23 protein-coding genes are annotated in these 26,363 nt (G+C 54.2%); 17 read left to right on the forward strand and 6 right to left on the reverse strand.

Features of this window, described 5'->3' with window-relative positions; genetic code table 11:
• The 7 genes from glmU (at nucleotide 1) to ABJM11_RS01750 (ending at nucleotide 11,038) form a co-directional block, all read left to right on the forward strand.
• Entirely contained in the window at nucleotides 1-1,368 is a 1,368-nt protein-coding gene (gene glmU / locus ABJM11_RS01720) for a bifunctional UDP-N-acetylglucosamine diphosphorylase/glucosamine-1-phosphate N-acetyltransferase GlmU (RefSeq protein ID WP_348294603.1), read from the forward strand.
• Nucleotides 1,369-1,418: 50 nt separating this feature from the next.
• A complete protein-coding gene (gene glmS, locus ABJM11_RS01725) occupies nucleotides 1,419-3,251 on the forward strand; it encodes a glutamine--fructose-6-phosphate transaminase (isomerizing) (RefSeq protein ID WP_348294605.1) in 1,833 nt (610 codons plus the stop codon).
• Between the two features lie 142 nt (nucleotides 3,252-3,393).
• Nucleotides 3,394-4,215, forward strand: a complete 822-nt coding sequence (locus ABJM11_RS01730) for a TnsA endonuclease N-terminal domain-containing protein (RefSeq protein ID WP_348294607.1) — start codon at nucleotides 3,394-3,396, stop codon at nucleotides 4,213-4,215.
• On the forward strand, nucleotides 4,199-6,271 hold the full coding sequence (locus tag ABJM11_RS01735; protein WP_348294609.1) for a transposase family protein: 2,073 nt from the start codon (nucleotides 4,199-4,201) through the stop codon (nucleotides 6,269-6,271). The genes ABJM11_RS01730 and ABJM11_RS01735 overlap by 17 nt, the downstream gene beginning before the upstream one ends.
• 44 nt (nucleotides 6,272-6,315) lie before the next feature.
• A complete protein-coding gene (locus ABJM11_RS01740; RefSeq protein WP_348294610.1) occupies nucleotides 6,316-7,923 on the forward strand; it encodes an AAA family ATPase in 1,608 nt (535 codons plus the stop codon).
• A 12-nt stretch (nucleotides 7,924-7,935) separates the two neighbouring features.
• A complete protein-coding gene (locus tag ABJM11_RS01745) occupies nucleotides 7,936-9,474 on the forward strand; it encodes a TnsD family Tn7-like transposition protein (protein WP_348294611.1) in 1,539 nt (512 codons plus the stop codon).
• The gene (locus ABJM11_RS01750; protein ID WP_348294613.1) at nucleotides 9,428-11,038 is read left to right on the forward strand and encodes a Tn7-like element transposition protein TnsE; all 1,611 of its coding nucleotides are present in this window, start codon (nucleotides 9,428-9,430) and stop codon (nucleotides 11,036-11,038) included. The genes ABJM11_RS01745 and ABJM11_RS01750 overlap by 47 nt, the downstream gene beginning before the upstream one ends.
• 270 nt (nucleotides 11,039-11,308) lie before the next feature.
• Here ABJM11_RS01750 and ABJM11_RS01755 read toward each other — a convergent pair whose 3' ends face one another.
• Both ABJM11_RS01755 and ABJM11_RS01760 read right to left on the reverse strand, forming a co-directional pair.
• Nucleotides 11,309-11,824, reverse strand: a complete 516-nt coding sequence (locus ABJM11_RS01755; protein WP_348294662.1) for a hypothetical protein — start codon at nucleotides 11,822-11,824, stop codon at nucleotides 11,309-11,311.
• Nucleotides 11,821-12,012 carry a DUF1524 domain-containing protein gene (locus tag ABJM11_RS01760; protein WP_348294663.1) on the reverse strand — a complete coding sequence of 64 codons (192 nt, stop codon included), beginning with the start codon at nucleotides 12,010-12,012 and terminating at the stop codon, nucleotides 11,821-11,823. The genes ABJM11_RS01755 and ABJM11_RS01760 overlap by 4 nt, the downstream gene beginning before the upstream one ends.
• A gap of 32 nt (nucleotides 12,013-12,044) precedes the next feature.
• Between ABJM11_RS01760 and ABJM11_RS01765 the strand changes: the two genes are divergently transcribed.
• A complete protein-coding gene (locus ABJM11_RS01765; RefSeq protein WP_348294614.1) occupies nucleotides 12,045-12,611 on the forward strand; it encodes a hypothetical protein in 567 nt (188 codons plus the stop codon).
• Nucleotides 12,612-12,721: 110 nt separating this feature from the next.
• On the forward strand, nucleotides 12,722-14,839 hold the full coding sequence (ppk1, locus tag ABJM11_RS01770) for a polyphosphate kinase 1 (RefSeq protein WP_348294615.1): 2,118 nt from the start codon (nucleotides 12,722-12,724) through the stop codon (nucleotides 14,837-14,839).
• An 81-nt stretch (nucleotides 14,840-14,920) separates the two neighbouring features.
• On the opposite strand, the gene ABJM11_RS01775 is transcribed toward ppk1, so the two are convergent.
• On the reverse strand, nucleotides 14,921-15,793 hold the full coding sequence (locus ABJM11_RS01775; protein ID WP_348294617.1) for a TauD/TfdA family dioxygenase: 873 nt from the start codon (nucleotides 15,791-15,793) through the stop codon (nucleotides 14,921-14,923).
• A 65-nt stretch (nucleotides 15,794-15,858) separates the two neighbouring features.
• A complete protein-coding gene (locus ABJM11_RS01780) occupies nucleotides 15,859-16,878 on the reverse strand; it encodes a tripartite tricarboxylate transporter substrate-binding protein (RefSeq protein ID WP_348294618.1) in 1,020 nt (339 codons plus the stop codon).
• A 345-nt stretch (nucleotides 16,879-17,223) separates the two neighbouring features.
• Between ABJM11_RS01780 and ABJM11_RS01785 the strand changes: the two genes are divergently transcribed.
• The 3 genes from ABJM11_RS01785 to pcaQ are packed head-to-tail and all read left to right on the forward strand — an operon-like array spanning nucleotide 17,224 to nucleotide 20,059.
• Nucleotides 17,224-17,862 carry a cysteine hydrolase gene (locus ABJM11_RS01785; RefSeq protein WP_348294620.1) on the forward strand — a complete coding sequence of 213 codons (639 nt, stop codon included), beginning with the start codon at nucleotides 17,224-17,226 and terminating at the stop codon, nucleotides 17,860-17,862.
• A gap of 25 nt (nucleotides 17,863-17,887) precedes the next feature.
• A complete protein-coding gene (locus tag ABJM11_RS01790; protein ID WP_348294622.1) occupies nucleotides 17,888-19,108 on the forward strand; it encodes an MFS transporter in 1,221 nt (406 codons plus the stop codon).
• An 18-nt stretch (nucleotides 19,109-19,126) separates the two neighbouring features.
• Nucleotides 19,127-20,059: a pca operon transcription factor PcaQ gene (gene pcaQ / locus ABJM11_RS01795; protein ID WP_348294623.1), complete on the forward strand. Its 933-nt coding sequence runs from the start codon at nucleotides 19,127-19,129 to the stop codon at nucleotides 20,057-20,059.
• Here pcaQ and ABJM11_RS01800 read toward each other — a convergent pair.
• Nucleotides 20,056-21,006 carry an ABC transporter substrate-binding protein gene (locus ABJM11_RS01800; RefSeq protein WP_348294625.1) on the reverse strand — a complete coding sequence of 317 codons (951 nt, stop codon included), beginning with the start codon at nucleotides 21,004-21,006 and terminating at the stop codon, nucleotides 20,056-20,058. The two genes, pcaQ and ABJM11_RS01800, sit on opposite strands and share 4 nt — an antisense overlap.
• A 120-nt stretch (nucleotides 21,007-21,126) precedes the next feature.
• Nucleotides 21,127-21,426: a hypothetical protein gene (locus tag ABJM11_RS01805; protein WP_348294626.1), complete on the reverse strand. Its 300-nt coding sequence runs from the start codon at nucleotides 21,424-21,426 to the stop codon at nucleotides 21,127-21,129.
• A gap of 131 nt (nucleotides 21,427-21,557) precedes the next feature.
• On the opposite strand from ABJM11_RS01805, the gene ABJM11_RS01810 reads away from it, so the two are divergent.
• Genes ABJM11_RS01810 through ABJM11_RS01830 form a run of 5 tightly spaced genes read left to right on the forward strand, consistent with a single transcriptional unit; the run spans nucleotide 21,558 to nucleotide 26,357 of the window.
• A complete protein-coding gene (locus ABJM11_RS01810) occupies nucleotides 21,558-22,667 on the forward strand; it encodes a zinc-binding dehydrogenase (RefSeq protein ID WP_348294627.1) in 1,110 nt (369 codons plus the stop codon).
• A 14-nt stretch (nucleotides 22,668-22,681) separates the two neighbouring features.
• The gene (locus ABJM11_RS01815; RefSeq protein ID WP_348294628.1) at nucleotides 22,682-23,719 is read left to right on the forward strand and encodes a GTP-binding protein; all 1,038 of its coding nucleotides are present in this window, start codon (nucleotides 22,682-22,684) and stop codon (nucleotides 23,717-23,719) included.
• A gap of 35 nt (nucleotides 23,720-23,754) precedes the next feature.
• Nucleotides 23,755-24,441: a 4-carboxy-4-hydroxy-2-oxoadipate aldolase/oxaloacetate decarboxylase gene (locus tag ABJM11_RS01820; protein WP_007153211.1), complete on the forward strand. Its 687-nt coding sequence runs from the start codon at nucleotides 23,755-23,757 to the stop codon at nucleotides 24,439-24,441.
• 34 nt (nucleotides 24,442-24,475) lie between these two features.
• The gene (locus tag ABJM11_RS01825) at nucleotides 24,476-25,498 is read left to right on the forward strand and encodes an amidohydrolase family protein (protein WP_348294630.1); all 1,023 of its coding nucleotides are present in this window, start codon (nucleotides 24,476-24,478) and stop codon (nucleotides 25,496-25,498) included.
• 31 nt (nucleotides 25,499-25,529) lie between these two features.
• On the forward strand, nucleotides 25,530-26,357 hold the full coding sequence (locus ABJM11_RS01830; protein ID WP_348294631.1) for a 3-methyl-2-oxobutanoate hydroxymethyltransferase: 828 nt from the start codon (nucleotides 25,530-25,532) through the stop codon (nucleotides 26,355-26,357).
• The last annotated feature ends 6 nt before the right edge of the window (nucleotides 26,358-26,363 follow it).

A 26,363-nucleotide genomic window follows, 5' to 3' on the forward strand; every position in this document is an offset into this window, starting at 1 on the left:
ATGACATCCCTGCACGTTGTAATTCTGGCCGCCGGCCAGGGCTCCCGCATGAAATCCGCCTTGCCGAAGGTTCTTCACCGCATCGCCGGTAAACCCATGCTTCACCATGTGATAGATACAGCTCGGAAGCTGGGCGCCGATGGTATCCATGGGGTCATCGGCCACGGGGCAGACCAGGTAAAAGCCATTACCCCGGCTGAAGACGTGCAATGGGCATTGCAGGAGCAACAGCTGGGTACCGGCCACGCAGTCGCCCAGGCACTGCCGGCGTTACCCGATGATGCACGGGTGCTGGTTCTCTACGGGGATGTGCCGCTGACACGACCAGAAACCCTTGAATCACTGGTTTCCCAGGTCAGTGAGGGCTCACTTGGTCTACTGACAGTAACTCTGGACAATCCGGACGGATATGGCCGTATTATTCGCAATGACGCCGGTCAGGTGACGGCCATTGTGGAGCAGAAAGATGCCTCTGATGCCCAGAAAGCCATCAGCGAAGTGAATACCGGTATTCTTGCGGTATCCGCGCGTCACCTCAAAAACTGGTTGCCGCAACTGTCCAACAGCAATGCACAGGGCGAATATTACCTTACCGATATTATCGCCATGGCGGCCGACAAAGGCCTGACTATCTCCGTGGCGCAGCCGGGCAATGAATACGAAGTGCAGGGTGTGAATAACCGGCTGCAACTGGCGGAACTGGAGCGTTGGTATCAGCGTCAGGAGGCTGACCGGCTGATGACTGAGGGCGCCACCCTCGCCGACCCCTCCCGTGTCGATGTGCGTGGCAGTCTTTCGGTGGGCCAGGATGTACTGATCGACATTAATGTGGTTTTCGAGGGTAATGTCTCCCTTGCCGACAATGTGAGCATCGGCCCCAATTGTGTAATCCGGAATGCCAGGATTGGTGATGGCACCCGTATTGAGGCCAACTCGGTTATTGATGGCGCGGATATCGGCAGCGGTGCCCAGGTCGGCCCCTTCGCACGCCTGCGACCAGGCACCAGACTGGCGGACAGCACGAAGGTGGGGAATTTTGTGGAAACCAAGAAAGCCGAGGTGGGTGAAGGTAGCAAAATCAATCATCTCAGCTATGTGGGTGATGCCATACTTGGGCGTAATGTGAATGTGGGTGCAGGAACCATTACCTGCAATTATGATGGGGTAAACAAGTACCAGACAGTTATGGGTGACGGTGTTTTCGTGGGATCGAACACATCACTGGTCGCCCCCGTGTCATTGGCGGACAATGTCACTGTGGGTGCCGGCTCTACCATTACCCGTAATGTAGAGGCAGGCGAGCTCGCCGTGGCACGTGGACGCCAACGTAATATCGATAACTGGGAACGCCCGGTTAAAACAGACTGATTCAAAAGCCCCCGACAGGCTTCGGTACATTCAGAACAGGTGACAGGTTTATGTGTGGAATTGTAGGTGCAGTATCGGAAAGGGACGTTCAGGGTATATTGCTCGAGGGTCTGCGCCGCCTGGAGTACCGGGGTTATGACTCAGCGGGCATGGCGGTTATCGACAGCAATCATGCCATAAACCGTGCCCGGGAAGTCGGCAAGGTTGCCGCGCTGGCAGATGTTATCACCGGCGATGGTCTAGAAGGTGTTTCCGGTATTGCCCACACGCGTTGGGCGACACACGGTGAGCCTTCCCAGATAAACGCACATCCGCACATGTCCGGCGAACGACTGGCCATCGTTCACAACGGTATTATTGAAAACTACCAGGAACTGCGGGAAGAACTGAAAGCCGAAGGCTTTGAGTTCACATCCCAGACTGACACCGAAGTAGTCGCGCATCTGATCGAAAAGCAGTATCGCCTGAGCAATAATCTCTACGATGCCGTCAGCAAAGCTATTGAACGGCTGCGTGGTGCTTTTGCCCTCGCGGTAATCCATGCCGATGAGCCGGACCACATGGTCGTTTGCCGTGAAGGCAGCCCGCTGGTGGTTGGCGTGGGTATCGGAGAGAACTTTATTGCCTCTGATCAGCTCGCACTGCTACCGGTAACCGACCGCTTCATGTTCCTGGAGGAAGGCGATATAGCGGATATCCGCCGGGACCGCATCGACATCCATGACCGTGACAAGCAACCGGTCGAGCGCGCCATCACCCGTTTCGAACACAGTACCGATGCGGCTGAAAAGGGCGAATACCGGCACTTCATGCTCAAGGAAATTCATGAGCAACCCAGGGTGATCCAGGCCACCACCGAAGGCCGGATAACCAACACCCGCGTGCTTGAACAGGCGTTGGGAACCCAGGCAGGAAACCTGCTGGAAAATGTGCGCCACGTGCAGATCATCGCCTGCGGTACCAGTTATCACGCCGGTATGGTCGCGCGTTACTGGATCGAAGATCTTGCAGGCATTCCCTGCTCCGTGGAGGTGGCTTCCGAGTTCCGTTACCGCAAACACGTTATCCAGCCGGATACCCTGTTCCTGTGTATTTCGCAGTCCGGCGAGACTGCTGACACCCTGGCTGCATTGCGCCAGGCAAAGAAAGCCGGCTTCCGCGCTGCCATGGCCATCTGTAACGTTCCTGGCAGTTCCCTGGTACGGGAGTCGGATCTCGTCATCATGACCCAGGCTGGCCCCGAAATCGGCGTTGCTTCCACCAAGGCCTTCACCACCCAGCTAACGGCGCTATTGATCTTCACCCTGGCACTGGCCCGTCATAACGGCCTGGACGAGACGCGGGAAGCGGAAATCGTTGAAGCCATCCGCCTCATCCCTGGTCAGGTCGATCAGGTGTTGGCGCTGGATGCAGAAATTGCCGAACTCTCAAGGTCGTTCATGGACAAGTTCCACAGTCTGTTCCTGGGTCGGGGTGCCATGTTCCCGGTTGCCCTGGAAGGCGCTCTGAAGCTCAAGGAAATTTCCTATATTCACGCCGAGGCCTACCCTGCAGGCGAGCTCAAACATGGGCCGCTGGCCCTGGTGGACGGCGACATGCCAGTGGTCACCGTGGCTCCGAACAACGAGCTTCTCGAAAAACTGAAGTCGAACCTGGAAGAGGTTCGGGCGAGGGGCGGTGAGTTGTTTGTATTTGCCGACAAGGCGGCGGATGTAAAATCCCAGGAAGGTATTCACGTGATGTCGCTGCCATCGGTGCATCCGATTACCTCTCCGATTGTCTACACAGTCCCCCTGCAGTTGCTGTCCTATCACGTGGCCGTCCTCAAGGGGACCGACGTGGATCAGCCCCGGAATCTGGCGAAAAGCGTTACGGTTGAGTAGATCCTGCGCGCCCGTTTCAGGGCGCTGTGGGATCATAATAAAGTTGGTAACAACATAAAAAAGTCGGTAACTTTGTAATAAAGTTGGTAACTTTTGGGGCGTTGTGGCAAAGTCAGGTCATTCTTCTCAGGAATAATAGGGAATGACCGACTACAAGCTCGACAATCGTACCCGCAAGTGGATCAAAGAAGATCGAGGCAAAGGAAGCGGTAGGGACTATCACCCTTGGCTCACTGTAAGGGATCTGCCTTCCCAAGGCCGTTCACATCGGGTAATGGGCCATCTGACGCAACGGTCCCATCACCTACTCTCCGACATGGAACTGGCGGCCTTTCTCTTGCTTGAGTGGAATCCGGCCGTCACTGATATCCGCGAGCAATTCCCTCTCCGTTTAGAAGATACTCTGGTGCTCGCTGAGGAAGCCAACATTCGGCATCCCGAAATCGGCGGATGTACACAAGTCATGTCCACGGATTTCGTGGTTGATGTCTCGGCACCTTCCGGGCCAGAGCGAATGGCTATTCAGGTTAAAGCCTCGTCCGATCTCAAAGACCCACGCACGATCGAAAAGCTGGAACTTGAGCGCCGCTACTGGCAAAAGAAAGAAGTTTCCTGGTATTTAGTCACTGAAAAACAGATCCCGAAAACCGTGGTAAACAATCTGAAGTTGCTCTACTCCGCCAGAGTCCAAGGCGAGAGCCCTGCAGTACTACTCAATAGCCTTCCTACGTACTTTGACTCCCTGAACGCTAATCCGAACATTAGGCTCCCCGAAGTCGGGATGTCAATTGACCAGTCCTATTCTCTGGAGCCTGGCACTGCTCTGGCACGATTGCGTGCCTTGATGGCTTTACGGGCACTGACATTTGATATCTCAATTCCATGGAATCAATTGGTGGCTGGCGATCTACAGGTTGTCGAGGACATAACATTGTTGAGGGCGAGTTATGCTGCGAATCAATGATCTCGTTCAGATGGAGGAAGAGCGATATCGAGTCCTGATGATCTCAGGAAAATTTGTTATCTGGATAAACATTGATTCAGCTAAAGCTTTTCCCGAAGTCGTTACAACGTCCAATATTGACCAGTGGACGCTTGATGAAGCCCTCAGGCGGGCAGACGATCCTTTCTCCTATCTGGCATCGATTTCTGTTCAGCAAGGGACAAAAGCCCAGAAAATACGCGACGAACGACACCAACTAATCGCACCGTTGCTTGCTGACGAGGAAATTTATTATCGCAGTGGCAGGGGCCAGTTGGTACAAGCCCGCAGCGACCTTACTGGCACACCGAGAAAAACCCTATACAAACACTTGCGACAGTACTGGCAGCGGGGAGCGATACCAAATGCGTTGTTGCCGGATTACAGCAGGTCCGGCGGAAAAGGCCAAAAGAAAACTTCCAAAAAGAAACTGGGTAGGCCGCGAAAAACCACCCCAGGCACTGGCATTACGGTTGACCAGTCCATCGAACGAATGTTCCGAATCGTGCTCGATCGTCATTACGTTAACGATAAGGGTCACTCGATGCCATATGTCCACAGAAGATTTATCGATATGTTCGAGGTAGGAAATCCCAATATGTCGCACGAGGACTTCCCAACGATCATTCAACTGAGATATTTCTACGAACGTGAGTACAAAAAAGCGGACCGAATTCGCTTGCGAGCCAACAGAATCTCCTACCAGAAAGACATTCGTCCATTGATTGGTACCGCTACGGCGGGAGTCCCGGGGCCCGGTTCAAGGTATGAAATCGATGCGACGATTGCCGATATCTACCTGCTATCCGCTGACCGGCAAAACGTGATTGGCCGCCCCACCTTATACGTAGTGGTTGATGTTTTCAGCCGCATGGTGACAGGCTTTTATGTGGGATTGGAAAATCCGTCCTATGTGACGGCCATGAGGGCTTTGACCGCAACTGTGTCTGAGAAGACTGAACTGTGTGGCCGGTACGGCTTTGAGATTACCGCTGACCAGTGGCCCACTGTTGGAATCCCCGATGCTATCCTGGCAGACCGTGGAGAGTTGCTGGGTCACCAGATAGAGTCCCTCGAAAAGGCTTTCGGCGTGCGGATTGAAAACACGCCACCTTACCGGGGCGATGCGAAAGGCATTGTCGAGCGTTACTTCCGCACCCTACAGGCCGAATTCAAACCGTTTGCGCCCGGTGTGGTGACAGGTTCAAGAATCAGAAAGCAGGGAGGCAAAGATTACCGGCTGGATGCAACGCTGACTCTGGATGATTTTACCCGCATTATGCTCGCCTCCATTCTGCACCGGAATCAGTACGCGGTGTTGCCAAAATATGATCGTGATGCGGATATGCCCAATGACATGGCACTAACCCCGCTCAACATCTGGAACTGGGGCGTACAATACCGGACCGGTCGATTGCGGAATGCATCTGAAGAAGCTCTACGGATCGCTATGTTGCCGAGGCAAAAGGCCTATTTGTCCGATCTGGGTGTGAGCTGTTTTGGTGCTTATTACACATCCAAGGAGCTAATGGCATCTGGTTGGTTGCATCGCAACGGAGATCGCAGGGTAACCAACCTCTATGCGGCCTATGATCCCGCCGTTGCTGACTGTATCTATCTTTTCCCCGAAGAAGGCAGCCCGGAATATTGGGTGTGCTCTCTGACAGATCGCTCACGCCAGTATCGAGGCAAGTCGATGTGGGAGTTGTGGGCCAGTCAGGACCAGCAGCGGCAAGCTGCCAGCTCAGCAAAGGTTGCTGAAACCACAAGCAAGCGAAATCTCGAAAATCTGGTCAGCCAAACCATCAAGGACGCTGAACGTTCACGCCCCACGGTATTCAGACAATCCAAAGCAGAGACCGTCAGGGGTATACGCGACAATCGAAAGCTTGAGAGAGATGCCCAGCGGGCCGAACAAACAAAAGCACGGCAGCCCGACCGCAGAAAACCGAAGTCTGAGGTGACCTACCTGCATGGGGAACCGGATGACGGCGGTTTCCCGGACTTTATCGACGAGCTGTTTGGAGATGATGAATGACTCTACCCTCAGGGATGGTGAGCGCGGTTTACCGGGAGACGGGCGTGCTGAGCTACCAGGGAAATCCCTTGATCGAGGCGTTGCCACCGATCCTTGAGCGCAAACAGCTCAAGGCGGCGCTCGGCGGAAGCATAAAGCTCCGACCGGCGGATATATACCTTGATGGCGAGACCCGAATTCATATCATCTCACAGCTGCTCGACGGCTTCTTTCAGCCGTTAGCTCGCCATATTCAGCTGGAATCCAAGATCTCAATCATGCTGCGCGGGGGATACGTTGGTAGAAATCTGGCCACTGGAGACCTCACGGCGCATATACAGAACGGCTACGAGCGCATCATGCGTGGAGACCTGTCAGCTTTTCGGTTTGACCATGTGGAGTCGACCGCAAAAAGCCTGGCGTTCATTGGATGTTCCGGTTCCGGAAAAACCAGTTCGCTTAACCGTATTCTGGCAACCTATCCACAGTTGATACACCACCCAGAGCATAACTTCACTCAAATCGTATTCCTGAAAATCGACTGTCCCCACGACGGCTCCCTTAAAAGTCTTTGCCACAATTTTTTCCGGGAAATCGATTCTATCCTCGCCACAAATTATGTCAGGCGCTACGGCGAGAAACGCCACAGCGTGGAGACGATGATTGCTATCATGTCGCAGCTGGCAAATACCTATGCCATCGGTCTGCTGGTGATTGATGAGATTCAGCACCTGAGCGTTCGCGCATCCGGGGGAGCGGAGAAGATGCTGAATTTTTTCGTAACCCTGGTGAATGAGATCTCTGTACCCGTCGTCATGGTGGGTACGCCGAAGGCAAGGCCGGTCTTTGAAACAGACTTGCGGTCTGCACGCCGTGGAGCCGGGTTTGGCTCGATATTATGGGAACCCTTGAGCAAACCCTCAGCTGAAGAAAACGTGCTGCGAACCGAATGGGGGGCGTTTACGCAAAAGCTGTGGAAATACCAGTGGTTGACCAAAGCCAGTGAAATCATTCCGGATGAACTGAGGGATCTATGGTTCGATCTTTCTCAGGGCATCATGGATGTTGTCATCAAGTTGTTTGTGCTTTCTCAGATTCGAGCGGTAGTGACAGGTACGGAACGAATCACGCCCAACATCATGAAAGCGGTCTACCAGGATGAGCTGAAACCGATTCATCCCATGATGGAAGCTTTGCGTTCGGGTGATCCAAGCAAAATTGCCCGCTATTCAGACCTCACGATTCCGGACATTGACAAGAAAATTCTGGAACTCAGTAACCTGTTGGAATCCAGTAAGGATCAGATCCGAAAATCGGTGCAGTATGGCGGTAACGATCAGGCAATCCGGTTGCACAACATGCTGGTTGATATGGGTTACGATTCGGAGTTGCTGGAACCGCTTGTTCAAAGAGCATTCGAAGAATATACCGAATTACAGATCAAAGACCTGATGCCTATCATCCTGAAATGGTACCAGTCCTCTGAGCAATCACCACCTGTAAAAAGAAAGCAAAAGCCCAAATCGATCAAGGCAAAAGACTGGCATACGCTGAACTCAGACGACCTTCGCTTCATGCATTCTCAGGCAGCCAACGAAGAGCAGATGCTGGGCGCGGTTCAGCAATCGGGATTAGTTTTTAACACCGATCAGTGGCTAGATTCCGTTGATTAGTCGATAAGCGATATGCTGAATTTCCCAATACCTTACGATAAAGAGCTGCTTTACAGCACAGTAGCGAGAGCGGGGATTCGGCAAGGCATTGTAAGCCCCAAGCAGTTGCTGGATGAAATCTATGGCAATCGAAAGGTCATAGCAACGCTGGACTTGCCCAACCAGTTAGAGAAGGTTACTCGCTGGTTGCCGCCCGCCTACAATGTTGAAACCCTAGCATACCGCCACACCCTGTTCCCATTGTATGCCCCGTTTATCCCCGAAGAGCGCCGTAAACGTTGTCTGGCATGGATGGCTGGTGAATCCCAAGGTGCGATACACCTCGCGATGGGCGTAGCAGCATCTATTGTGAAAGTGCCGGGCCACGTTCGATATTGCCCGGGATGCCTTAAAGAGCAAGGACGTGCTGTTGGAGAGTATTTTTGGCAGCGTGAGTGGCAAGTGGCGGGTGTTGAATGCTGCGAAAGGCATGGTGAGTTGCTGAATACCGCTATCCCCCGCCCGCTGGTAGAGCGACACCGCTATCATGCAGCTTCGCCTGAGGCATGCCCCTTGTTCCCGCAAAAGTCGGTTTGTGCTCGATCAGTGAAGATTCAGGATCAGATCCGACAGCTACTGCAGCAAAGGCCGGCTGTATCTCCGGGCTTTGAGCAGTGGTCAGTTCATTACCATTGGCTGGCTCAACAGCATGGCTTTATCCGCGGGCAGTCCCAGATTGACCACACCGCTATATTCGAAGCCGTGTTAGCCAGATGGCCCTCAAAGTTTTTGCGTCGGTACGGATTGGGGATAGGGGGCCAGGCAGATAACTTATGGCTGAAGGCCATATTCCGAAAACATCGGAAATCCTTCAGCTATCTCCAGCACATTATTGTTCACGAAGCGTTGTTGCCGGAGTTCTGGCATATTGGTGAAGTTATTGATCGTGTTCGGGATTTGCTAGTGCGATCAATGATAGCAATGCCTAAAAGAGCAAAAGTTGAAGGCTCGCTAGATTTAACACAAGATCAGCAGGATTGGATGAAAATGCTGGAGGAGCGGCCACCGAAAGTAGCCAGGGCTGTCAAACCGGCGCTCTATGCAAGGCTGTACCGGTACAACCGGCTTTGGCTAAAACAGGTAAATAGCACTCGGCAACGGGCAAAAAATGTAAAAAGAAAACCAAGAATTGACTGGCAGCAGCGAGATAGGCAGCACCTGAAAAAATTACGAGAGGTTCTCCGGTTCTTACGAGCGAGTACGTCTGGGCCCCGGCGGTCGCAAACCTTCATGCTCAAACAATTAGGTAAGAGCTCCACGCTGGAAAAGAAACTTCACCGCTTGCCCCGAACCAGGCGGCTTCTGTTGCGATATTCCGAAAGCGTTGCTCAATACCAGGTGCGGCGGTTGCGGAATGCGCGGAAGGAACTCCGGCAAAACTTTGTGTACCCGCCTCGCTGGCGCTTATTGCGCTGTGCTGGTCTCAGTGAAATACGGCTTACCAATGAAGCATGGGACTATCTGAATGGCCTCGAAGACAGCCACACCGCCCATCAAGGGAATCAAGGCTAACAGCCGGGTTAAAGAAATCGGTTCCGTTTATCGGCGCCTGGGTGGCTCTGATTGGCGCATCAATATCAAACTGGATCCTGGCCAGGGCAAAAAGAACTTCAGTATTTCACAGCTGGCATTGATGCCCAGACGACGAGTTCTGAATGCAACGGAGCACTTCAAACCAGCCGGATACCCCTGGACGATACACATAGAAGATGCCACAGCCTGGTCGCATCGAAGAATACGAGAGTGCCCGATCAGAAACGTCAGTGAACAAGAAGACCGAGACCAATGGTGTTTCAGTTTTGAATCCGACGGCATCGAGTTCTTCTTGCCCCAGATAGAGCTGGCCCGTGTGCTCTTTTTTCACTATGCCTACATGTCCCGACTGGCGATGATTCCCAACGGATTGAACGAGGAGTTCGATATCCAGCCGGGGGATGATCCAGACAAAACAGAAATTCATATCCTTCCGACCAGCACACTCCCTTTGAAAGCGCGTGGGAACAACGAACAGCGGCGATTGCTGGCCTGGGTGCTGTTAGACGAGGAAGCTCGCCGGTCTTTCAGCAGCATTGCTCAACACCAGCTGAGAGAGGGGGAAGAGAGGAATGGCCACAGGGTCTGGAAGTTTCGATTTGACCCGCCGGCATTGCCGAACGTGGAACTCACGGTGCGGGGTCAGTTCCACAAGGAATCCCAGGTTTTCTTTGTATATGAGGTTTACGGAGCGGAGAACTTAAGCACGCGGAGCTCGAAAGTGGTTGAATTTATTGATCCCAGATTTGCTGAGCAACAGGCAGGTAAAGGTGGGGGCGCTCAAAAATCTACAGTGCCTGCGAACCAGGCACTGATTAACGATGACGAGTTGCCAACGGTGGATTCCGAGGAACACATTCTGGATGTTCCGCTAGTAATGCTGTCGTTTTCCCAACCTGTTATGACAACTCGTAAAGCTTCGAGTGGCCGTCGGCGATTCGGGGCCGTAGAACGGCTGGAAGAAGGTAGTGAAACAGAGGACGGCCAAACAGAAGTCAGTACCGACGAACCGACAATCCAGGGGCAGCTACCAGCTGCAGGGTTCAATGCTATTGATGATCAAAGTGATGACTTGCACCTATATGCTCATAAGTTTGAGGCGTTTGCTGCCGTTGTTGAACTACTCAAAATAAAGGGCTGTCGACAAGTATTTGGGGGCGTCAGAAAGTTACCGGCGCTTTCAGGTTACTCCAAACATTTACTGAAGGACGGTAATCCGCGGTGTATATCCTTTAACCTATTGAATAAAAATGGAAAACGATATGTTCTTCTGGAAGTCGATACATCTGACCATAAAAATCGGTTGTCAACGCTGCTCTTGAAGCAACCCAACCGTGACTTTGATTGGCAGGCTGCGCTTGACACTTTGGAGCAGCGTTTATTGCAAAATTCATTGAACTGGCCAACCCCTTATATCAACCTCGTATTTCCGGGCCACCACAAGCGCATCCCACATCCCAGAACACCTTCAGCCAATAGGGCATTTATAGAGGCTAGTTCATTGCAACATTGGGCAGATCGGATAGATTTGGCGATGGAATAGGAATTCAGTATTACCCCAAAATCGATTGACCTTTAAAAGCCCCATTCATCAGCATGTTGATCGATACCGAAATTTGGCACAGACTTCGTCGGGTTGGCAACTGTTAGGTTTTGGATGTATTGGAATGCTAACCTGATCTTCCGGGTTCTTACGTGCGAGGCCGGAATGACGCGAGCAAGGCATTGCCGTAACAGTTAAGGATGGTAAGCCCTGGCCAAGGAGGGCCAGGGCGTTGATGTGTTAGAGGCGCTATCAGGTACGCGTATCACACTAGCGCGCACGGCTATTCAGGGCACCGTAAAAGAACGATGCCAGTTCCTCGACCGCTTCCAGTGGAAGCACATGCGATACATATTGGTCTGGTCGCACCACAACAACGGCAACTTTCTGGTCGATGCCCCGAGCTTCGAAGATGTCCGCCTCAGGGTTGATGGCATAGACCTTTTCGTAGTCAGTTAGTTGGAACGGACCGACTCTCGGTTTGAAAATGCCAGGGATATCTGGGCCGAAATCAATCTCCCCATTGGGCTGCTGGTAGATCACCTTGATATCGAAGAGGCTATCGAGGTCGGTTCCCGCCGGAGTATATTTCACCACCGGAGAGTCCGATGACTTCAGCATCCATTCAGCCCAGCTGGCGAGACGGGAACTTTCACCGGGGAGGGCGTTGTCGGCGAAAGCATAGATACGCCAGCGTCCATCGGCGATGGCGTGATGCCCCAGGTGCACAGGGTTGCCATCGCAGACTCGCATGACCGGAGCCGATTTAAAGCGCCTGATGTTCAGTGCCGCCGGTGATCATCGACTTGGGTGTCTGACCAAACCCTTACTGCCTCGTGTGCCAGCTTGGTAGCACGATTCTGAATGGCGTCCTCATTCCATTCTTCCACAGCTCCCAGGCCATCATTGAGTCGGAGGGGGCTCTGTTTGAAACCACCTTGCATATCTCGCTTCTCGGTGAAGGCTCGATTCACGATCAACTCGATACACAAGGATTCCCTCCGATATGAACAAGTCAATTGCGATTGCGTTAGCGGCAGGCCTCTCTCTATCAATAGCCGGCTATGCCCAATCGACCGGTGAACAATTTGTCGACGACATCATAACGGACGTAATTGACCAAACTGCCGACTCTGCCAGAGCAGAGGTTCGTTGCAAAACCGGCATTGATCCTCTGGACCGCGGTTACGGCGACCGTGACGATTATCGTCCGGCGCCTTCAGACCTCAACGAAGGATCGGTCGATGAGCTTCGCCGCTTGGATAGCGAGTATGATCGTAAGGTAACGAAGCTGGAAGAAGAACTGGAAAGGAACTTAAACAAAGCGGAACAGGAATTCAGGCGCGAGGCTGGAAAAGAAGATAAACCAGGAAAGATTGAGAAAAAGCGCGAAAAGCTTGACCGAAAAGTGGACAAAGCGTATCGAAAATTTGAAGAGAAGCTTCGCAAAGAAAACGAACGATACGATCGCAAGCGTGATCAGATCAATTCCAAAATAACGAAGGTATGTGCTAGCGTATATTGCGGTCATCTTTCTGTGTGGCACTTCTTGGTCGCAGTCCGCTCGAGTTAACGGGCTCTAGCCTCGCTGCGAAGATGCTCAACGGGCGTCAAGCCTTTCGCCAACGACCGGAGGCACACGGGGATGGAAAAATCATGAGGACGGACATGGTGAAGAGTTAGATGGCAAAGGATGAGCGGAGTGTGCCCGCGCCGGTTGACGTGCCTCCGGGTGATGAGGAGATTAACCTGGATGCTAATGAAAATTACTTTAACCGGGAACTGAGTCAACTCCAGTTCAATTACCGGGTGCTCAAGCAGACCACCGACAACGCTCATCCGTTGATTAATCGGCTTATCTTCTGTTGCTACTTCAGCAGTAACATGGACGAGTTTTTCGAGATCCGTGTTGCGGGCCTGAAACAGCAGATCAAATATGGCCGGGAAATTCCGGACTCCGATGGTATGGCTCCTGATCAGGTGTTGGCCGAAATAAGTCGGATGGCCCACGAATACATTGGCGAGCAGTACGAAATACTTAACAAAGTCCTGATTCCGGAAATGGAAAAGGAGAACATCCACTTTGTCCGACGCCGGGAATGGACGACAGAGCAAAAGGAGTGGGTGAGCACCTATTTTAAGGAAGAGATACTGCCGGTAGTCAGCCCGATAGGTCTCGACCCGTCCCATCCGTTCCCGCACCTGGCCAACAAGAGCTTGAACTTCATTGTCGAGCTGGACGGTAAAGACGCGTTCGGCCGAGAAACCGGGATGGCCATTTTGCCGGCGCCCCGCTCCCTTCCGCGTCTGGTCCGGCTGCCTGATAATATCTGCAATGGTGGCGATAATCTGGTTTTCCTTTCGTCGATGATCCACGCCCATGCCGATCGGTTTTTCCCCGGCATGCAGGTAAAGGGCTGCTATCAGTTCCGGCTGACCCGCAACGCCGACCTGGAGCTTGAGGACGACCTCGAGGACCTGGCTTCGGCCTTGCGAGGTGAGCTGCTTAGCCTTCGGTTTGGTGATGGCGTACGCCTGGAGGTTGCCGACAACTGCCCGGAAAAGCTGTCGCAGTTCCTGCTCGAGGTTTTCGGTCTGGGCGAGCGCGATCTTTACCAAGTGCAGGGACCGGTAAATCTGACACGGCTGATGGCTATCGTTGAACTGGTGGACCGACCGGATCTGACCTATCCAGGCTTCGCGCCTTCGATTCCCAGGCAGATTCGCAGCGCGGAATCGATTTTTGACGCTATCCGCAAGCGCCCGATCCTGCTTTGTCATCCCTTTGAGAGCTTCAGCCCGGTGGTGGATCTGCTGCGTCAGGCGGCGAGGGATCCCCAGGTGCTGGCGATTCGCCAGACCTTCTATCGCACCGGGGCCGAGTCCGAGATTGTCGACGCGTTGGCAGAAGCGGCCAGTCGCGGCAAGGAAGTGACCGCCGTTATAGAATTACGGGCGAGGTTTAATGAGGCCGAGAACCTGGAGCTGGCCAGCCGGCTTCAGGAAGCCGGTGTGATCGTGGTCTATGGTGTGGTTGGCCACAAGACTCACGCCAAGATGATCCTGATTGTCCGTCGTGAAGAGGGACGGTTGCGCCGTTACGTGCACATGGGCACCGGTAACTACCACGCCGGTAGTGCGCGCCTGTATACCGATTACAGCCTGATGACTTGCGATGAGTCCATCGGCGATGATGTCAACAAATTGTTCAAGCAACTGACCGGTATGGGCAAGGCGCTGCAGATCAAGAAGCTCCTCCACTCCCCGTTTACATTGCACTCACGCCTACTGAGCCTGATTGAGCGCGAAGCCGGCTACGGCAAAAAAGGCCGGATTATCCTCAAGTTCAATGCGCTTACCGAGATCCAGCTCATCAAGGCGCTTTATCGGGCCTCCCGGGCTGGCGCGAAAATCGATCTGATTATCCGTGGTATCTGCTGCCTGCGCCCGGAGGTGCCGGACCTTTCGGAGAATATTCGAGTGCGATCCATCATTGGTCGCTTTCTCGAGCACACCCGGGTGTGCTACTTCGGCAATGATGGCCGCCCGGAGGTGTATTGTTTGAGCGCCGACGGGATGGAGCGGAATCTGCTCAGTCGAGTGGAAACGGCGTTTCCGCTGGATGATCCTGCGCTGGCTGGAAGGGTCAGGGAAGACCTGGATATCTGTCTCGCCGATAACAGCCAGTCCTGGGTGCTCCAGCCTGATGGCAGCTATATCCAGAATCAGCCCGGCGACGGTGAAGAGCGAGTGGCCTGCCAGTTGGTATTGCTTGAACGTCTGACCAAAAGACCTGACTAGTGAGCCGGCCTCTTATTGTCTCATCTACCGACCTGCGCAGGCTCTGCATTTGACGTTCAACAGAAGGTAGTGACAAAGATGCTAAGCCGTGTAAAAAGCTCTTTGCCCCACAACCGTCGTTCTGTGTAGCCTGCGGATATCGTCGCGGGCATAACCGCCCACAGCACGGTGCACGATGCAACGGTTATCCCAGAGAACCAGGTCGCCCTTGCGGTAATAATGCCGGTGGTGGAACTTGCGGTCCTCGCTCGTTATGTAACTAAACAGTTCGTCTAACAATGGCTGGGCTTCTGTGTCATCCATATCCTGTATGCCCAGTGTAAATCGCGGAGACACATAGAGCGCCTGGCGACCGGTTTCATCGTGGGTGCGCACCAATGGCTGCATCACCATCGGCCGTTCTTTGGCCTGCATGGCGTAAAACTCTTTGGCCCCTGGTCGGTTTTCCGAAATCTTTACACGCGGGTTGAGCGCTTTGGATGCATGATGGATACCGAAGCGTCCATTGATCTTCTGGCGAGTGGTTTCCGGAAGTGCATTGTAAACCGAATACATATCGCAGAAGTCTGTAGCGCCACCCTGGGAAGGCGTACGGATTGACATCAATACCGTGACTTTCACCGGCTCTTCATGGTGCGAGGAGTCCGAGTGCCAGAAGTCGCCCGCATCGACCACACCCACGGCGGTGCCGTCTGGGCGGATTTCGTTAGAAAGAACCAGGACTTTTTCGTGGTCAGGGTGAGCGTGTTTGACGTTTTCCTGCCATTCCAGCGTGCCATAACGCTCGGTGAAGGCGACCTGCTCCAGTGGGTTTAAATCCTGATCGCGAATAACCAGCATCTGGTGGTCCAGAAAGGCTTGATAAATGCGTTCAGTGATTTCGCTGGAGGGGTCTTTAAGGTCAACGCCGGTGATTTCCGCACCAAAGTCGTTGGCGAATGGATTGATCTTCATACTGTTTGTTCCTGATAGCCGAAAACTGCCTGCGCCTGGGGCGCAGGCCTTCGATCAAAGACTACTCAGCTTGATGTGGCGCGCTTGATAACGTCGATCACATCGGCCGGGTATTGGTAGGCTTCTATCACGATTTCCTGGATTTCTTCACCGCCGACGAAGTCGATGTCCAATCCCTGCTTCTCGGCGTCGGCCAGGAAGTCAGCGTCTTTGGTGGTATCTGCCATGGCTTTGCGCAGGATCGCGATACGCTCTTCAGGAACATCGGCCGGTGCGACAAATGGCCGCCCCATGGTCTGACGGGCGAACATCAGGCGAAGAACCTCACGCTGCTTCTGGTTTTCGGCAAAATCTATGACCAGCGGCAGGTCAGGCAGGTCAGGGTGTTTGCGCAGAGACATCTGGAAAAGGTTCCTGATGTTGCCTTCGCCGATTGCAGACTGTCGTTGTTCTTTGCCGCTGCTGTAAGACCAACTGCAGATACCCTTTACCTCGCCACGTTCCAGCGCCAAGCGAATGTCGTTGCTGCCTGGATAACCGGCAACTACCTCAAATTTGAAGCCGAGAACTTCGTTGAGTACCCGTGGGAAAACATTGGAGTCACCGCCGGAGCCAGTCGCACCTACCAACAGCTCGGTGTCTCGAAGGTCCTGCCACTTTTGCACCTTGGCATCGGTGGAAGCGACACAGAGACTGGTCTCATTGTTCAGACTGCCAAGCCAACTGGTTTTGGTGGGATCGAAGAAGGCTTTGTCGTTACCAAACAGCGGCTCGAAGGCCAGGCCCCGTGAAACGGTGCCGAATACGGTGCCGTCTTTCGGTAAGGTGTTGGCCAACTGGTTCATCAGAACCAGGCTGCCGGCGCCCGGAACGTTTCTGGTGATCACTTCCGGATTACCAGGGATATGTTTTCCGATATGGCGTGCCAGGGTTCTGGCGTAAGTGTCGTAGCCACCGCCAGCGGAATATCCGATCAGCAGTTGGACGGTTTTACCTTCGTAAAAGTTGTGGTCGTCGGCATGCGCCAGCGACATCGCGCCGAAGGTTAGGCAAGCCGCGACCGTGGCGAGTTTTTTTGCGAGCATGTTGGTTCAGACTCCTGAGAAATATAAGGGTTGTTTTAGTTGTTTGCCCACCCCTAAGTCAGACGTAAAGTGGCATCTTATTCAAATGAAAGTTTGGATATTTTGAATAACGAAATGGTGCTGATTGCTTGGGCGCGGAAACAGTGGGTTCCCGGTTATATATATCTAAATCGGTATATTTAGTGTAAATTTTAATTATTTGACATGATCAGGCGTCAACGAAATAGTTTGTGATGATTTCGCAGAAAACGACAAAAACAAAACCCATTTCTCAGCGCGGACGGCTGCTGCTTTTTTATTTCTCTCTGTCCGCCGACAGGTATTTTTCTAAAGGTATTTTTCGATATGACTGCAGATATCCTGGACCCTGAAAAGACTGCAATTCTGTTTTTTGATATGCTTAATGGGCATGTGAAAAAAGAAGATCCCAAAACGATAGAGCGATACCGTCCCGTGGTCGCTGCCGCAGCAGAATTGATGCAGGGCGCCCGGGCTCACAACGTTATGGTTGCCTACGCCCATGCCAACCATCGTGCGGATAACGCCACCAGCGCGCACCTGATCCGCGATACCAATAATCGCCTGAAACCGATACCGGTTGATCAGCCCCCGGAGTTCAAGCCGATCGTGTCTGGCGGCACCTGGGAATCGCAGGTCATTAACGAGCTTGGGCCGCGAGAGGAGGATTACCTGATCCCGAAATATCGCTGGAGTGCCTTTTATCAGACCTATCTGGACTTGGCATTGCGGTCACGAAAAATTGACACGCTGATCGTTGCCGGCGGCTCGACCGATGTTGGGGTAGCCAGTACAGCCTTTTCCGGAAGGGACATGGACTACAACCTGGTGTTTGCCAGAGACGCCTGTAGCTCACCGGAGAAGGATAACCACGATCAGTTTATGGACCGGATCTTCCCGCGTATGGGCCGGGTGAGAAGTGTGGCGGAAATTGTTGCCATGCTGGATGCCGGTGCCAATTCCTGATCCGCCAACTCTTGCGGTGGCGGCAATGAGCCACCGACGCCTTGTTCTGTTTGCACTTGCCACCGGTTGGTTGGCGGCGGCACAGGTGGGTAAGGTGGCCCCTGCCTTATCACTGCTAAGCCAGGACTTTAACCTGTCAATGGTTGAGGCCGGCTGGGTTGCGTCCATGATTGCCGGCGTCGCGGCTGCAATGGGGATTTTCTGTGGATTGGTGTCGTCGTTATTGGGCTATGGAAGGAGCCTGATGCTGGGGCTTGCTCTGATTGCTCTTGGTTCACTGTTAGCAACGGCAGTGCCCAATGTCGGGTGGCTATTGGTCACTCGGTTTATGGAAGCTCTGGGTTTTGTCACCGTGGTGGTTGCTGCACCGTCCCTCCTGGCAGTAGTACTGGCCAACACCCCGGTCTGGCGTCAGCGTGCATTGGTTGTCTGGGGGACCTACATGCCAGTGGGCATCGCCGCCATGATGGTGGTGGCACCCTTTCTTATGGAAGTGGTGGGTTGGCGGGGGCTCTGGATTTTGAATGCGCTTATGTGTTGTGTACTGATGCTGATCGCGTTCCGGTGGCGGGCGTTGCTGGCCAGTGTAAACCCGCGCGGAGCTCTCAACAGCGGAACTCTCAACATAAGAGTGCTTGCCGATGGCTTGCGAATGACTGGCCCTTGGCTGATGGGGCTGTCTTTCGGCTGCTATACATCGATCTGGTTTATGCTTGTTACCTGGTTGCCGAGTTTTGCCGTGAGTCACATGGGCTATTCGCTGTCCGCTGCGATTTGGCTGACCGGGGCGGCGGTTGGGCTCAATATTGTTGGCAACCTGAGTGCGCAGCTTTTTTCCCGTGTCGGTGCACCCCGCTGGTCCGTGTTGGCCGGTGTGCAATTGCTGATTGGCAGTTTCGGATGGGTTGTTTTCTCGTCCGGCTTTACCGACCTGGAACGCTCTGCGGCCGCCATATTGGCCTGTGGGCTCGCAGGAGCCTTGCCGGCCACGGTATTTTCAGCTATTCCTTTCCATGCGAGGCGCCCGGAGCAGGTTGCCGTCGGCAACGGTATTGTGATGCAGCTTGGTAGCCTGGGCACCTTTGTCGGGCCGCCGGCCATTGCTCTTGCAGTGACTCATATGGGTGGCTGGGATGGCGGCCGGTGGTTAATACCGCTGCTGGCGGCCGTGGGTTTCGGAGCCGCCATTGGGTTGCGAGACGTTGAACAACGAATGCTCTGTCGCGACCACACACCATTGACATAACGACCGGATAAAAAACTTATGCTGTATAACCGAATTAAGTTCAGGCATCTGCAATGCTTTCTTGAAGTGGCGCGCCAGCGCAGCGTTGGTCGCGCTGCCGATGCCCTGTCCTTGTCCCAACCGGCGGTGTCCAAGAAGCTCAAAGAGCTAGAGGAAATGCTGGGCGTAAGGTTAATGGAAAGAAGTAAGAACGGTGTCACGCTGACCGGCTTTGGCGAGGTGTTTCTCAAGTATGCCGGTGCTAGCGTCAACGCTCTGCGTGAAGGGGCGGAAAGTATCAGCCAGGCCCAGATGAAGGGCAAAACCAGGCTGTCGATTGGGATTCTGCCTACGGTAGCGGCCAGTATACTGCCCAAGGCGGTCGACCGCTTCCGGACTCTGGGCATGGACGTCACCCTGAAACTGGTGTCTGCGCCAAATAATTTTCTGTTGGGACAGTTGCGGGTCGGAGATCTGGATCTGGTGGTGGGCCGCCTGGCTGAACCTGCCCAAATGTCGGGGTTGTCGTTTCAACATCTGTATTCGGAAAGTATTGTGTTTGCCGTTCGCAAAGGCCATCCGCTGCTCAGTAAAGAGCGGTTGAGCTTTATGGACATACGCGATTACACGGTGCTGTTTCCGGTGGAAGGCTCGATCATTGCCAAAGCCGCTGAAGCGATACTGCTGGCGGAGGGCGTGGGCGAACTGCCAGACGTCATTGAGGTGATTTCAGGCGCTTTCGGCAAGGAATACGTCCGTCAGACTGACGCCATCTGGATCATTTCCCACGGGGTTGCTGCGCCACAGATTGGTCTGGGTGTAATGGAGGCCTTGCCTCTGGATACCAAAGAGACGCTTGGTCCAGTGGGGCTGACCATTCGCGCGGACACCATCCCGTCACCGGCAATGCAATTGTTCATGCATGCGGTAAGGGATGAGGCAAAGGCGCAAAAACCAGGGTATGACCGCTAGCCCGTCAGATTCCAGGTTGCTTTGGCGAATACATCGTTCAAGTGAACGGGTTTGCGGAGAATCTTTTGGCGAGTGGCGTGGTCAATCAGTTCCTCAAGTATTTTTCGGTTTGGTTCGATGCCATATGGCAGGGGGTCGTCAATGACCTCCATCACCTGGGCGTGTAGCCGGTCGATTGCGGTGGGTTTTGCGATGCTGCCGGCCCTGAGTTGCTCAAGATAGAGTCGTTTGGATTCAGCAAATGCATTGAATACGGACTCGGCAACATCTGGATGCTGTTGAAGTACTTCGTTTCTGACCACCACCAGGTGATTGATCGGGTAGTGCCCTGACGCGCGCAGGGCTTCCAGGCCGACTTCTGTGGCATTTGCGATCAGTGGCTGTACGTCAGGATGGTCGGAGCTTACACCGATAGCTGCGGGGATCTCACCGCTGGCCAGCATTCCTTCCATGTTTTTGTCATCCCCCAGTGGAACGACGTTTCCCGGCGCCTGCCAGCTTTGAACGTGTTCGTCGCCAGATAGGACCCAGGTGATTTTATCCAGGTCAACGCCGTACTGGTCCTGAAGGATAGCGCGAGCCCAGACGCCAGTGGTCACTGTGTATCCGCGATTGACTCCCACCTTTTTACCTTCCAGGTCTTTGGGCGATTTTATGCCAGCCTTCACGTTGTGCAGGATCGCGCCATGGTGAAAGCCCCGCACCAGAAAAATGGGTAGCGCGGTGAGCTCAACGCCGTGTTCGCGAGCGGTCAGATAAGTCGTCAGCGCCATTTCGCTGACATCGAATTCCAGTGTGCGCACCATGCGTCGAAACGCCTGTGGCAACACGGGAACTTCCTCGAATTCAAACGTAAAACCATCTGGCTTGACGCGGCCATCTTTCAGCGCGGCATTGTTACCCTGTGTGCGTGTGACCGTTTTCAGTGGATGCGACTTGTTGTTCATGATGATCTTCCTGGTTCTTGTTTTGACTGCTTTGAAAAATGGAAACGACGGTTGATCTTGGCTGAGTTTACACCAATCATAAGGCAAAACGGAACGCTGTTCCGTATTTCAGGATGCGCGCTAGCAGCAGTCGCAACCCAGGTCGTCTTCATCAAGCAGCGATGGCAAAAGCCAACGGACCGGCAAATCGTCCTCGACGACTTCAGCAACGGGCTTGAAAACCTTGAATCGATAGCGGGTTTCCGGATCCGTCCAGAATGCGATAACGGTCTCTACTGGCGGGCATCCGGGGACCTGGCAGTTGACTTCAGCGACCATCACGGTGGCTTGGTCGGAGAGGTTGAACCTTGCTTTCGTCCAGTCGCCGACCTGCGCAATGGCGCTGCGCTCACGTGCTGATTTTCTGAACGACTGAAACATGCGAATGGCTCCTTGGTGCGTTAATACAGTTCTACCATAATGTTCCTGTATACGGAACATTGTTTTGCAAGAATAAAGATCGCTTGGTATGCTACCCCAATCGCCTTTGCTGAAATAAACGGAGAACCATAATGACAAATAAAGTACGGGCCGCTGTCCGCACTGCTGCGAACAAGACCGAAATTCGTGAATACCCGATGCCGGACGTGCCGGAAGACGCGGCTCTTATGAAGGTGGAGGTCGCGGGCATCTGCGGCACCGACGTTAAACTTTATGGCAAGCCGCCGTCCGACGATGCCGTCATTATGGGCCATGAAAACATTGGGTATATCACCAATGCTGGAAGCCAGTTTATGGCGCGCAAGGGCGTGAAAGAGGGTGACCTGGTGTTTGTTGAGCATTACGTGCCCTGCTTCCAGTGTGAATGGTGTCATGCGGGCGAATACCGTCTGTGCCCGGCTACTGACTGGCGCGGCAACCCCGATGCCATCCGCTACGGCTATACCTCAGCCGAGCGTGCGCCGCACTTGTGGGGTGGTTTTGCCGAATACATGTACTTGCCCTGGAATGCGGTCATTCACAAGGTGCCGGACGGTGTATCACCGGAACTTGCCGGCATTGTCACGCCCATGGCCAACGGCATTCAGTGGGCACTGTTTGACTGTGAGGTGGGGTACAACTCCAGCGTTCTGATCCAGGGGCCGGGGCAGCAGGGGCTGTCGCAGGTGGTTGCCTGTAAGCAGGCCGGTGCTTCACTGATTATCATCACCGGAACATCACGGGACAAAGCGCGTCTGGAAACCGCGCTGAAACTCGGTGCCGATTACACCATCGTAGTCGATGAGGAAGACCCGCTCGCGCGCATCAAGGAAATCACCAACGATAAAGGCGTTGATGTGGCGCTGGACTGCACCGCGGGTGCTGGCACCATCCCGGTCATGCTGGGTATCGAAGCGCTGAAGCGGAAGGGTGGCACCTTGCTGATTCAGGGTGAGATGGCTGACTTCCCGAACTTCCCATTGGGCAAGGTGGCTACCAAGTACATCACCATCAAGTCGGCCCGGGGCCATAACTATCGCTCTTGCGAGTTGGCACTGGAACAACTGGCGTCTGACCGCTTTCCGCTGCACTTGCTCACAACCCACCGTTTCGGGCTGGAAGATACGGACAAAGCGATCAACGCCGTTGCGGGCAAGGGCGAGGAAGGCGTCGTTCACGTTTCACTGATGCCCTGGAAGTGAGCGCGGAAGGGCCGATGTACAGTGAGCGTATCCCGGTGACTTTGCTCACCGGTTTTCTGGGGGCAGGCAAGACCACCTTGCTGAACCGCATCCTGACCGGTGATCACGGCAAGCGTTACGCCGTGATCGTCAATGAGTTTGGCGAGGTCGGTATCGATATCGACCTTGTGCTCTCCTCAGACGAAGAGCTGTTCGAAATGAACAACGGCTGCGTCTGCTGCACCGTCAGGGGAGACCTCATCCGAACTCTGTATTCCCTGCTCGAACGCTCGGAGCAGTTTGACGCGATTATTATTGAAACGACTGGCCTGGCAGACCCGGGCCCAGTCGCTCAGACCTTCTTTGTCGATGCCAATCTGCAGGATCGTCTGGCCCTGGACAGCATTACCACGGTTGTCGACGCCAAGCATATACAGCCTACCTTGAAGCAGAGTTTTGAAGCGGAAGAGCAACTCGCCTTTGCTGACCAGATCGTTCTTAACAAGGTCAGTCTGGTGTCCGCCCAGGAACTGGTAAGCATTGAGCAAGCGTTGCGAGCCATCAATCCGTTTGCCCCGATCTATCGCGCCGACCGGGCCGATGTGCCGCTCGAGAATCTGCTTGGCAAAGGTAGCTTCGACCTGGAGCGGATCACCCGGCTTGAATCGGGGTTTCTGAACCCCGGTCATGGTGAGCCGGGTCATGTGCACGACGAGCACTGCGCGCACGGTGCGCACGGCGAGAGTCACGACGGTCACGACCATACCCACGATTCGTCGGTGACCAGCCTGGTGATCGAAAGCGATCGCCCCATGGACGCCCAGCGATTGTCCGACTGGCTGAATGATTACCTGGCGGAGAACGGCCAGGACATCCTGCGAGCAAAGGGTATTGTGAACGCCGCCGGAGATGATCGCCGACTGGTTTTCCAGGCGGTGCACATGATGGTCGAGGGTGATTTTCAGCGTCCCTGGGCTCCGGACGAGGAGCGAAGAAGTCAGATGGTGTTCATTGGGCGAAACCTCAATCACGCCGAATTGCGCGCTGGCCTGTTGGGCTGCGCCGAGGATTAGTTGAGTCAGATCGACGAGCCATTGGAGAAAATACTGTGAAGAACGTAGTGATTCAGAACATCGACCGGGCCGAAGAAGCGCCTGCCTTTGCCGAATACGGCGTCGCAACGGTGCATGAAGCCCAGGGTCGCAAAGGGCTTCTCGCACCTTACATGAATCCGATCTATTCCGGCGCGCACATCTCCGGCCCCGCGGTCACGGTTTCGGTTGCTCCCTGCGACAACTGGATGATCCACGTTGCCGCCGAGCAATGCCAGCCGGGAGACATCATGGTCGTTGCGCCAACGTCCTACTCCGATGCGGGTTATTTTGGTGACCTGCTTGCCACACTTCTGCAAGTGCGGGGGGTGAAAGGCCTGATTCTGGACGGTGGCTGCCGCGATATCGCCGACCTGAAGAAAATGGGTTTCCCGGTCTGGTCAAAATGTATTTCGGCGCAGGGCACCGTCAAAGAAACCCTGGGCAGCGTGAATATTCCGGTGGTCTGTGGCGGACAGCTGATCAACCCGGGTGATGTCATTGTTGCCGACGATGACGGAGTGGTGGTCGTCGCCCGGGCGGAAGCATCGGAGGTGCTTGCCAGATCCAAAGCGCGGGAAGAAAAAGAGGCCGAGATACGCCGTCGATACGCCGCGGGCGAATTGGGTCTGGACATGAACAACATGCGCCCGAGGTTAAAAGAAGAAGGCTTGGTTTACCTTGATCGCGCACCGAAAGATTGACGGGGATTCCCCGACCGAGAAGAGGACACACTGAATGATCATCGATTGCCACGGCCATTACACAACAGCGCCCCAGCAGCTTCAGGATTATCGCGACGCTCAAATTGCCTATTTCAAGGATCCGTCGAATCCAAAGCCCGATCTGGCGCATATTTCGGATGATGAAATCCGCGAGTCCATCGAGAACAACCAGTTGAAAGCGCTGCGTGAGCGTGGCGCCGACATGACCATTTTTTCCCCCAAAGCGTCGGCCATGGCCCATCACGTGGGCGATGAAGACGTGTCCAAGGTATGGACACGAATCAATAACGATCTTATTCATCGTGTTACCTCGCTGTTCCCAGACAATTTTATTGGGGTATGCCAGTTACCGCAGTCGGTCAATGTGCCAATCAAGAACTCCATCGAAGAACTTGAACGCTGCGTGCTGGAACTGGGGATGGTGGGCTGTAACCTGAACCCGGACCCGTCAGGCGGCCATTGGAGTGGCCCGCCTTTGACCGATAAGGCCTGGTACCCGTTCTTTGAAAAGCTGGTGGAGCTGGACGTTCCGGCCATGATTCACGTGTCTGGGTCCTGCAACCCCAACTTTCACGCCACGGGTGCCCATTACCTGAATGCCGACACCACCGCATTCATGCAATTTCTCCAGGGCGACCTGTTCAAGGACTTCCCGGATTTGCGCCTGATTATTCCCCATGGCGGCGGCGCGGTGCCTTACCATTGGGGCCGATACCGGGGGCTGGCGGATATGTTGAATCGTCCGCCGCTGACCGAGCACATCATGCGCAATGTGTTTTTTGACACCTGTGTGTATCACAAGCCGGGTATTGAACTGCTGTTCAAGGTCATTGACGTCGACAACATTCTGTTTGCCTCTGAGATGTTCGGTGCGGTGAAAGGCATTGACCCGGAAACAGGGCACTATTTTGACGACACCAAGCGCTATATCGATGCGCTGGATTTGTCCGATGCAGACCGGAAAAAGGTCTTTGAAGGCAACGTTCGCCGGGTGTATCCGCGATTGGACGCTGCCCTGAAAGCGAAGGGCCTGTAACCCCACCAGACACGATTTCAGAGGAACTGATATGAGCGATAAAGTGACCATCCCGATGCTTCAGCAAAAGAAGAAAGCGGGAGAAAAGATAGTGGGTATCGTGGCCTGGGATTACCAGATGGCCAAAATCGTGGACCGGGTGGGCGTGGATATTCTGTCTGTCGGTGACACCGTGGGCATTAACCTCTGGGGCCAGCCCAATCCACTGGAGGTGACGATGGATCAGATGGTGACCGTGGCTCAGGCGGTTCGCCGTGGCACCAAACGGGCGCTGGTCAGTGTCGATTTCCCCTATGGACCTCTGCAGGAGGGAGTTGATGCCGCAGTGCGGGCTGCGATTCGCCTGGTTAAAGAGGCGGGCGTGGACATGATCAAGCTGGATGGCGCCGCCGATTTTCCAGAAGCGGTAACCGCCCTGACCCGCGCCGGTATTCCGGTTTGGGCGCAGTTCGGCATTACCCCTCAGACCGCATTGCAGTACGGAATGGAGTATTCCGCAATGTCGAAGGCCGGTGCCCAGGTGCCCGAAGCCATGAAAGAGCGCCTGGTCGAAGAAGCCAGAATGCTTGAGAAGGCGGGCGCTGTATTGCTTGATTTTACCAACTCTGGCCCGGTTGTGGGACCGGCCGCAACCGCTGCCGTGGATATTCCGGTGATTGGTGGATTTGGCGGAGGGCCCTGGCTTGATGGGCGTGTGCGCATGGGCCATGCCGCGATTGGATACTCCGCCAAACACCTGGATGATGACATTGAGACCTACGCAAACGTAGCGCAGATAACCTATGACGCCATTTCCGCTTTCAGCGAGGACGTTAAGGCCGCTCGACAAATTAAAGGTGCACCACCGGTTAACAAATAGGAGTTC

Origin of the sequence: Marinobacter sp., assembly GCF_039977835.1 — a bacterium.
GTDB lineage: Bacteria > Pseudomonadota > Gammaproteobacteria > Pseudomonadales > Oleiphilaceae > Marinobacter.